An 8,879-nucleotide genomic window follows, 5' to 3' on the forward strand; every position below is an offset into this window, starting at 1 on the left:
CGCGGCGGAGCCGGCGCGGGCCGGCCGCGAGCCGCGACGTCGCGAGCAGCGGGCGGAAGCCGTCGTGCACGAAACCGTGCAGGTCGACGCGGACGACGCGGCGATGGCCGAATCGGCCGGAGCCACCGAAATCGCGGCAGTCGTGCCGGCAGAAACGACCGAAGCGGTCGAAGCGGTGGAAGCAGCCGAGGCGCACGGCGACGCGAAGGATGGCCGTAAGCGTGCGCGCAAGAGCGCGGCGAAGAAGACCGGCGCGAAGAAGGGCGCCGCCGCGAAGAGCGCAGGCCGTGAGTCGGCCGGGCGGCCGGACGACGCCGGGCATGGCGTGGCGAAGCACGGCGGCGACAAGCACGCGCACGGCAAGCATGCGGGAGACCCGCATCGCGACCCGGAGCAGGGCGACATGTGGCCCGCCGCGGTGACGCACACCGAGCCGGCGGCAGGCGATGTCGGCGGCGAGGTGGTTGCCGCGCCGGCCGGGGCGGCTGTCGAGGCGCCCGCCGAAGCCAAGCCGAAGAAACCGGCCCGCAAGGCGGCACCGCGCGCGCGGCGTCCGCGCAAGACGGCGGCAGCGGCCGAGTAATGGTCGTGTAGGGGCTGAGGTAACGGCCGAGCCGGGTAGTGACCCGGTGACGTCCCCCGGCCGGGTGTCGTCCGAAGCAGGTCGGCACCCGGGCCGGTTTCTCGCAGCGCAACAACGGCCGGCGCAATGCCGGCCCTTCAGCCGACCTGACCGTTCAGCGCATAAGGCTGCGTCATCACTTCGAGGAAGTGGCCGTCCGGATCGTCGAAATACACGCCGCGGCCGCCGTTGTGGCGGTAGATGTCATCGGGTTGCCGCTTCGCGGGATCGGCCCAGTGCGGCAGCCCGCGCTCGCGGATGCGTGCCAGCACGCGGTCGAAACCGGCTTCGTCGAGCAGGAACGCATAATGCTGCGACCGGATGTCCCCTGCCTGTTCGTAGAAATCGAGCGACACGCCGTTGTCGAGCGGCACGACCAGCATCGCGCCGAACGGCGTCGGCGGCGGCAGTTCCAGAAGCTCGGTGAGGAAGCGGCTCGACGCGCGCTTGTCGCGACACCAGACGATCGTATGGTTGAGCTGGACGTTCATGGCGTGTCCCCGTGAAGGGTCCCGCGGTGGGCATGGACTCACGATAGCCGATCGCTGCCGATGCGCAAGCGCGGCAAGCGGCCGCCCGGCGGGCGGCCGCTTCCATCACTCCCCGGCGACGGCCGGCCCGCCGGAATTCCCGCGGCGGTTGCGCCGCTTCTCGGCCCAGACGCGGAAACGGTCCATGTACAGGTAGACGACCGGCGTCGTATAGAGCGTCAGCACCTGCGACACGATCAGGCCGCCGGCGATCGCGATCCCGAGCGGCGCGCGCAGCTCGGCGCCGTCGCCGCTGCCGAACGCGAGCGGCAGTGCGCCGAACAGCGCGGCCATCGTCGTCATCATGATCGGACGGAAGCGCAGCAGGCACGCCTCGTGGATCGCGTCGAGCGACGATTTGCCGTAGTGGCGCGTCTGGTCGATCGCGAAGTCGACCATCATGATCGCGTTCTTCTTCACGATACCGATCAGCAGGATCACGCCGATCAGCGCGATGATGCTGAACTCGGTCTTGAACAGCAGCAGCGCGAGCAGCGCACCGACACCGGCCGATGGCAGCGTCGACAGGATCGTGATCGGGTGGATGTAGCTCTCGTACAGGATCCCGAGCACGATATAGACGGCCAGCAGCGCCGCGAGGATCAGGATCGGCTGGTCGTTCAGCGACTGCTGGAACGCCTGCGCGGTGCCCTGGAAGCTGCCGACGATCGTCGGCGGCACGCCGACCTGCGCCATCGTCTGATAGATCACCTGCGTCGCCTGCGACAGCGACACGCCGGGCGGCAGGTTGAACGAGATCGTCGTCGCGACGAACAGCCCCTGGTGGTTGACCGACAGCGGTGTCGTGCTCGGCCCGAACGTCGCGATCGCCGACAGCGGGATCATCGTCGACTTCGACGTCGACACCGATGCGCCCGACGACGCGCTCGACTTGCCGCTCGCTGCGATCGCGTTGAGCGCCTGGTTGCGCGCGGAGTCCGACGCGATCGCCGCGGCGCTCTGCGCGGCCGTGCCGGCGCTCGACGTGCCGGCCGACGTCGCGACGTAGGTGCCGGCAGCCGCGTTGGTGGTCTGCGAGCCGTTCGCGCTGCCGCCCGAGATGCTGACCCACACCTGGTTCAGCATCTCGGGGCTCTGCCAGTATTTCGGCGCGACTTCCATCACCACGTGGTACTGGTTCAGCGGGTTGTAGATCGTCGAGACCTGGCGCTGGCCGAATGCGTCGTACAGCGTATTGTCGATCTGCGCGGGCTTGATGCCGAACCGCGCGGCCGTCGCGCGGTCGATCGTCACCATCGCCTCGAGGCCGCCTTGCTGCTGGTCCGAGTTCACGTCGGTCAGCTCGGGGCGCTTCTGCAGCGCCTCGGTCAGGATCGGCCCCCACTTGTACAGGTCGGCGCTCGAATCGCCGAGCAGCGTGAACTGGTACTGCGCGTTGCTCTGCCGGCCGCCGACGCGGATGTCCTGTGCCGCCTGCAGGAACGTGCGCGCACCCGCGACGTCCGCCAGCGGCGGGCGCAGTTGCTGGATCACCTGGTCGGCCGTCAGCTTGCGCTCGGTACGATCCTTCAGCGTGACGAACATGAAGCCCGAGTTGGTCTGCGTGCCGCCGGTGAAGCCCGCGACGCTCTTCACGTTCGGGTTGCCCTGCACGATCCGCATCATCTCGGAGAACTTCAGCTTCATCGCCTGGAACGACGTCGACTGGTCGGCCTGGATGCCGCCGATCATCAGCCCGGTGTCCTGCTGCGGGAAGAAGCCCTTCGGCACGACGATGTACAGGTAGACGTTCAGCCCGATCGTTGCGACGAGCGTCAGCAGGATCAGCAGCGGCCGGCGCAGCGCCCACGACAGCGAGCGTTCGTAACCGCGCTGCATGCGGCTGAAACAGCGTTCCAGGAATCGCGCGAAGCGGCCTTCGTTCTGCGGTTCGTGCGACTCGGGGAGCAGGCGCGCGCACATCATCGGTGTCACCGTGAGCGACACCGCGAGCGATACCGCGATCGCAAGCGACAGCGTCAGCGCGAACTCGCGGAACAGGCGCCCGACGATGCCGCCCATCAGCAGGATCGGCAGGAACACCGCGACGAGCGAAATGCTCATCGACAGCACCGTGAAGCCGACCTCGCGCGCGCCGTCGAACGCGGCCTGCATGCGCGACTTGCCGTTCTCGATATGCCGCGAGATGTTCTCGAGCACGACGATCGCATCGTCGACGACGAAGCCGGTCGCGACGATCAGCGCCATCAGCGACAGGTTGTCGATCGAGAAGCCGAGCAGGTACATCGCGCCGAACGTGCCGACGATCGAGATCGGCACCGCGACGCTCGGGATCAGCGTCGCGCGCCAGTTGCGCAGGAACAGGAACACGACCATCACGACGAGGCTGATCGCGATCAGCAGCGTGTGCTCGGTGTCCTTCAGCGACGCGCGAATGGTGGTCGAGCGGTCGAGCACGGGCGTGACCGTGATGTCGGCCGGCAGCGACGCGGTGAGCTGCGGCAGCGCCGCGCGCACGCGGTCGATCGTATCGATGATGTTCGCGCCGGGCGAGCGGTAGAGGATCACGAGCACCGCGCGCTTGCCGTTCGACAGGCCGAGGTTGCGGAGATCCTCGACCGAATCGACGACGTCGGACAGGTCGGACAGCCGCACGGCCGCGCCGTTGCGATACGCGACGACGAGGTCGCGGTATTGCGATGCCTCGGACGCCTGGTCGTTCGTATAGAGCTGGTAGCGCTGCGGGCCGAACTCGATCGCGCCCTTCGGCGCGTTGGCGTTCGCGGAGGCGAGCGCCGCGCGCACGTCCTCGAGGCCGATCCCGTAGTGGAACAGCGCCTGCGGCTCGAGCTCGACGCGCACGGCCGGGTTCGCGGAGCCGCTCACCGACACCTGGCCGATCCCGTCGATCTGCGACAGCGACTGCTGCAGCACCGTCGACGCGGCGTCGTACAGCTTCGCGGGCGACGAGGTCTCCGACGTCAGCGACACGACCATGATCGGCGAGTCGGCCGGGTTGACCTTGCGGTAGGTCGGGTTGCTCTTCAGCGCGGCGGGCAGGTCGGCGCGCGCCGCGTTGATCGCGGCCTGCACGTCGCGGGCGGCGCCGTCGATGTCGCGGTTCAGGCCAAACTGCAGGATGATCCGGGCATTGCCGACCGTGCTCGTCGACGTCATTTCGGAGACGTCGGCGATCGAGCCGAGGTGCCGCTCCAGCGGGCTCGTCACGCTGGTCGCGACGGTCTCGGGGCTCGCGCCGGGCAGCGACGCCTGCACCGAGATGGTGGGGAAGTCGACCTGCGGCAGCGGCGACACCGGCAGCTTGACGAACGCGAACAGGCCCGCGAGCGCGACGCCGATCGCGAGCAGTGTCGTCGCGACGGGGCGGGTGATGAAGGGGCGCGACAGGTTCATGTCGGCACTCGCTGGGCCGCCGCGTGTTCCGACGGATGCGTTTTCGGGAGATGGGGGGGCTGCGCCCCCCCACGCGAACGAAGTGAGCGTGAGGGTCGTTTCATTTACGCATCCGTGCGCGTGCCGGCTTGCGGGCCGTGGCGCTCGAACCAGCCGCGCACGCGGCGCGCGAGCGAGTCGAAGCCGAGGTAGATCACGGGCGTCGTGAACAGCGTCAGCACCTGCGACACGATCAGGCCGCCGGCGATCGCGACCCCGAGCGGCTGGCGCAGCTCGGAGCCCGCGCCGGCGCCGACGATCAGCGGCACCGCGCCGAGCAGCGCGGCGAGCGTCGTCATCAGGATCGGCCGGAAGCGCAGCAGGCACGCCTGGTAGATCGCCTCGCGCGGCGGCTTGCCTTCGACGCGCTCGGCCTCGAGCGCGAAGTCGATCATCATGATCGCGTTCTTTTTCACGATACCGATCAGCAGCACGATGCCGATGATCCCGATGATGTCGAGGTCGTGCCCGGTGATCATCAGCGCAAGCAACGCGCCGACGCCGGCCGACGGCAGCGTCGACAGGATCGTGATCGGGTGGATGTAGCTCTCGTACAGCACGCCGAGCACGATGTACATCGTGACGACCGCCGCGAGGATCAGGAACAGCTGGTTCGACAGCGATGCCTGGAACGCGAGCGCCGCGCCCTGGAAGCGCGTCTGGAACGACGCGGGCAGCCCGATGTCCTTCTCGGCGGCCTCGATCGCCTTGACCGCCTCGCCGAGCGACGCGCCCGCCGCGAGGTTGAACGAGACGGTGGTCGACGGGAACTGCGACAGGTGCGCGACCAGGAGCGGCGACGGCCGTTCGTGGAACGACGCGATCGACGACAGCGGCACCTGGCCGCCGCCCGCCGACGGCAGGTAGATGTCGTTCAGCGATTGCGCGTAGTGCTGCTCCTTCGGCTCGGACTCGAGAATCACGCGGTACTGGTTCGACTGCGTGAAGATCGTCGACACGATGCGCTGGCCGAACGCGTCGTACAGCGCGTTGTCGACGGTCGCCGGCGTGATGCCGAAGCGCGCGGCGCTCGCGCGGTCGATCTCGATGTAGACGGACTGGCCGTTGCTCTGCAGGTCGGTCGCGACGTCGGCGAGCGACGGCTCCTGCTGCAGACGCGCGACGAGCTTCGGCACCCAGGTCGCGAACTCTTCCGAGTTCGGGCTCGTCAGCATGAACTGGTACTGCGTCGGGCTGACGGTCGAGTCGATCGTCAGATCCTGCACCGACTGCATGAAGAGCGAGATCCCGGTGATGTTCGCCACGCGGTGCTGCAGGTCGCGGATGATCTGCGCGGCCGTTTCGGAACGTTCGTCGCGCGCCTTCAGGTTGATCAGCATCCGGCCGCTGTTCAGCGTGATGTTGCTGCCGTCGACGCCGATGAACGACGTGAGGCTCACGACGTTCGGATCCTTCAGGATCTCGGCCGCGAGCGCCTGCTGGCGCTCGGCCATCGCGCCGTACGAGATCGACTGCGGCGCCTGCGTGATCGCCTGGATCACGCCGGTGTCCTGCGCGGGGAAGAAGCCCTTCGGCACGTAGACGTACAGCAGGCCCGTCAGCGCGAGTGTCAGCAGCGCGACGACGAGCGTCGAGCGCTGGCGGTTCAGCACCCATTCGAGCGCGACCGCGTAGCGCGCGATCACCCAGTCGATCGCGTGGTGCACGCGCGCCTCGAAGCGATGGCTCTCGGGCGGCGGCGAATGGCGCAGCAGCTTCGCGCACATCATCGGCACGAGCGTGAGCGACACGATCGCCGAGATCACGATCGTCACCGCGAGCGTGATCGCGAATTCATGGAAGAGGCGCCCGACCACGTCGCCCATGAACAGCAGCGGGATCAGCACCGCGATCAGCGACACCGTCAGCGAGATGATCGTGAAGCCGATCTGCTTCGAGCCCTTCAGCGCGGCCTCGAGCCCGGATTCGCCTTCCTCGACGTAGCGCGCGATGTTCTCGATCATCACGATCGCGTCGTCGACGACGAAGCCGGTCGCGATGGTGAGCGCCATCAGCGACAGGTTGTTCAGCGAGAAGCCGGCCATGTACATCACCGCGAGCGTGCCGATCAGCGACAGCGGCACCGACAGGCTCGGGATGATCGTCGCGTAGATGTTCGCGAGGAACAGGTACATCACGAGCACGACGAGCCCGACCGCGACCAGCAGTTCGAACTGCACGTCGCGCACGGCGGCGCGGATCATCGTCGTACGGTCGGTGACGATCTGCACGTCGAGCGCGGCCGGCAGCGTTTCCTGCAGCTTCGGCAGCTGCGCCTTGATCGCGTCGACCGTCTGGATCACGTTCGCGCCCGGCTGGCGCTGCACGTTCAGGATGATCGCGGGCTCCGAATTCACCCACGCGCCGAGCTTGGTGTTCTCCGAGCCGGCGACGACCGTCGCGACGTCGGTGAGCATCACCGGTCGGCCGCCCTTGTACGCGACGACCGCGCTGTTGTATTGATCGGCGCTCGTGAGCTGGTCGTTCGCGTTGATCGTGTACGCGCGCGTCGGGCCGTCGAAGTTGCCCTTCGGCGTGTTCACGTTCAGGTTCGAGATCGTCGTGCGCAGGTCGTCGAGGTTCATCCCGTACTGCGCGAGCGCGGTCGGGTTCGCCTGGATCCGCACGGCCGGGCGGTTGCCGCCCGACAGGCTGACGAGGCCGACGCCCGCGATCTGCGAGATCTTCATCGCGAGGCGCGTGTCGGCGAGGTCCTGCACCTGCGTGAGCGGCAGCGTCTTCGACGTGACCGCGAGCGTGATCACCGGCGCGTCGGCCGGGTTGACCTTCGCATAGATCGGCGGGGCAGGGAGGTCGGACGGCAGCAGGTTGCCGGCCGCGTTGATCGCGGCCTGCACTTCCTGTTCGGCGATGTCGAGCGGCAGGTCGAGCGAGAACTGCAGCGTGATCACGGACGAGCCGGCCGAACTCTGCGACGACATCTGGTTCAGCGACGGCATCTGCCCGAACTGCCGTTCGAGCGGCGCGGTGACCGACGAGGTCATCACTTCCGGGCTCGCGCCCGGGTAGAAGGTCTGGACCTGGATCGTCGGATAGTCGACTTCCGGCAGCGCGGCGAGCGGCAGGAAGCGCAGCGCGACGAGACCGGCCAGCATGATCGCCGCCATCAGGAGGGCGGTGCCGACCGGCCGGAGAATGAAAAGGCGGGATGGATTCATCGAGCGGCCCGCGCGTTACTGGGCCGCGGGGGCCGCTGCCTGCGACGCGCCGTGCCGGTGTCCGCCGCGATGGCCGTCGGCGCCCGATGCACCCGACGCCGCACCGGCGCCGCGCGCGCCCGACGCGCCTTTCGGCTTGTCGGCCGGGATCGAGATCTTCGCGCCTTCGCGCAGGCGGTCGGAGCCGTCGGTCACCACGCGCTCGCCGAGCGACACGCCGCTGACGATGCTCGTGCGTTCGCCGTCGACCGGGCCGACCGTGACCTTGCGCACCGTCACCGTGTTGTCGGGTTTCACGACGTAGACGAACTGGCCGATCGAGCCGGTCAGCACGGCGGAGGTCGGCACGATCGTCGCGTTGCGCATCACGTCGACGAGCAGCCGCGTGTTCACGAACTGATTCGGGAACAGCATGCCTTCCTTGTTATCGAAGTTCGCGCGCAGCTTGACCGTGCCCGTGCTCGTGTCGATCTGGTTGTCGAGCGTCGCGAGCGAGCCCGTCTCGAGCGGCACCGTGTTGTTGCGGTTGTACGCGGTGACCGACAGCTTCTGGCCCGCGTTCACCTGCTTGAGGATCTGCGGCAGGTTGTCTTCCGACGTCGTGAAGATCACGCTCATCGGCTGCAACTGCGTGATCACGACGATGCCGTTGGCATCGCCCGGCGTCACGTAGTTGCCGGGGTCGACCTGGCGCAGGCCGACGCGGCCGGACACCGGCGCGGTGATGCGCGCATACGTGAGGTTCAGCTTCGCGGAATCGATCGCGGCCTGGTCGGTTTTCACCGCGCCTTCGTATTGCTTGACGAGTGAAGCCTGCGTATCGACCGTCTGCGACGCGATCGAATCCTGCGACAGCAGCGTCTGGTAGCGCTTCAGGTCGAGGCGTGCCGTCGCGAGCAGCGCCGAGTCGCGCGCGTGCGTGCCTTCGGCGTTCTCGAGCGACACCTGATACGGGCGCGGGTCGATCTGCGCGAGCACGTCGCCTTTCCTGACGATCTGGCCTTCCTGGAACGAGACCGACTGCAGGTAGCCCGACAGCTGCGTCTTGACCGTCACGTTCGCGAGCGGCGTGACGGTGCCGAGCGCGGACAGCACGATCGGCATTTCGCCCTGCGTCGCGGTCGCGACCTGCAC

Annotated in this window: 4 protein-coding genes and 1 pseudogene; 1 reads left to right on the forward strand and 4 read right to left on the reverse strand. The window is 68.1% G+C overall.

Annotated elements, in window-relative coordinates:
* Window positions 1-583, forward strand: a pseudogene (locus tag DPV74_RS36055) (NYN domain protein); the annotation flags it as partial.
* Window positions 584-720: 137 nt separating this feature from the next.
* Here the strand turns inward: DPV74_RS36055 and DPV74_RS36060 are convergent.
* The 4 genes from DPV74_RS36060 to DPV74_RS36075 all read right to left on the reverse strand — a co-directional run.
* Entirely contained in the window at window positions 721-1,113 is a 393-nt protein-coding gene (locus DPV74_RS36060; protein WP_060086502.1) for a VOC family protein, read from the reverse strand.
* A gap of 105 nt (window positions 1,114-1,218) precedes the next feature.
* Window positions 1,219-4,527, reverse strand: coding sequence for an efflux RND transporter permease subunit (locus DPV74_RS36065; RefSeq protein ID WP_119338918.1), 3,309 nt, complete (start codon window positions 4,525-4,527; stop codon window positions 1,219-1,221).
* Between the two features lie 104 nt (window positions 4,528-4,631).
* A complete protein-coding gene (locus DPV74_RS36070) occupies window positions 4,632-7,745 on the reverse strand; it encodes an MdtB/MuxB family multidrug efflux RND transporter permease subunit (RefSeq protein ID WP_060173773.1) in 3,114 nt (1,037 codons plus the stop codon).
* 15 nt (window positions 7,746-7,760) lie between these two features.
* Window positions 7,761-8,879, reverse strand: a 1,119-nt coding sequence (locus DPV74_RS36075) for an MdtA/MuxA family multidrug efflux RND transporter periplasmic adaptor subunit (RefSeq protein WP_119338919.1), incomplete at its 5' end; no start/stop codon positions are given.

Origin of the sequence: Burkholderia sp. HAN2018 (assembly GCF_024704855.1) — a bacterium.
Lineage (GTDB): Bacteria > Pseudomonadota > Gammaproteobacteria > Burkholderiales > Burkholderiaceae > Burkholderia > Burkholderia cepacia.

Coding starts and splice junctions, on each gene's coding strand:
- DPV74_RS36060 (WP_060086502.1), bottom strand. CDS start 1,113: ATGAACGTCCAGCTCAACCATACGATCGTCTGGTGTCGCGACAAGCGC.
- DPV74_RS36065 (WP_119338918.1), bottom strand. CDS start 4,527: ATGAACCTGTCGCGCCCCTTCATCACCCGCCCCGTCGCGACGACACTG.
- DPV74_RS36070 (WP_060173773.1), bottom strand. CDS start 7,745: ATGAATCCATCCCGCCTTTTCATTCTCCGGCCGGTCGGCACCGCCCTC.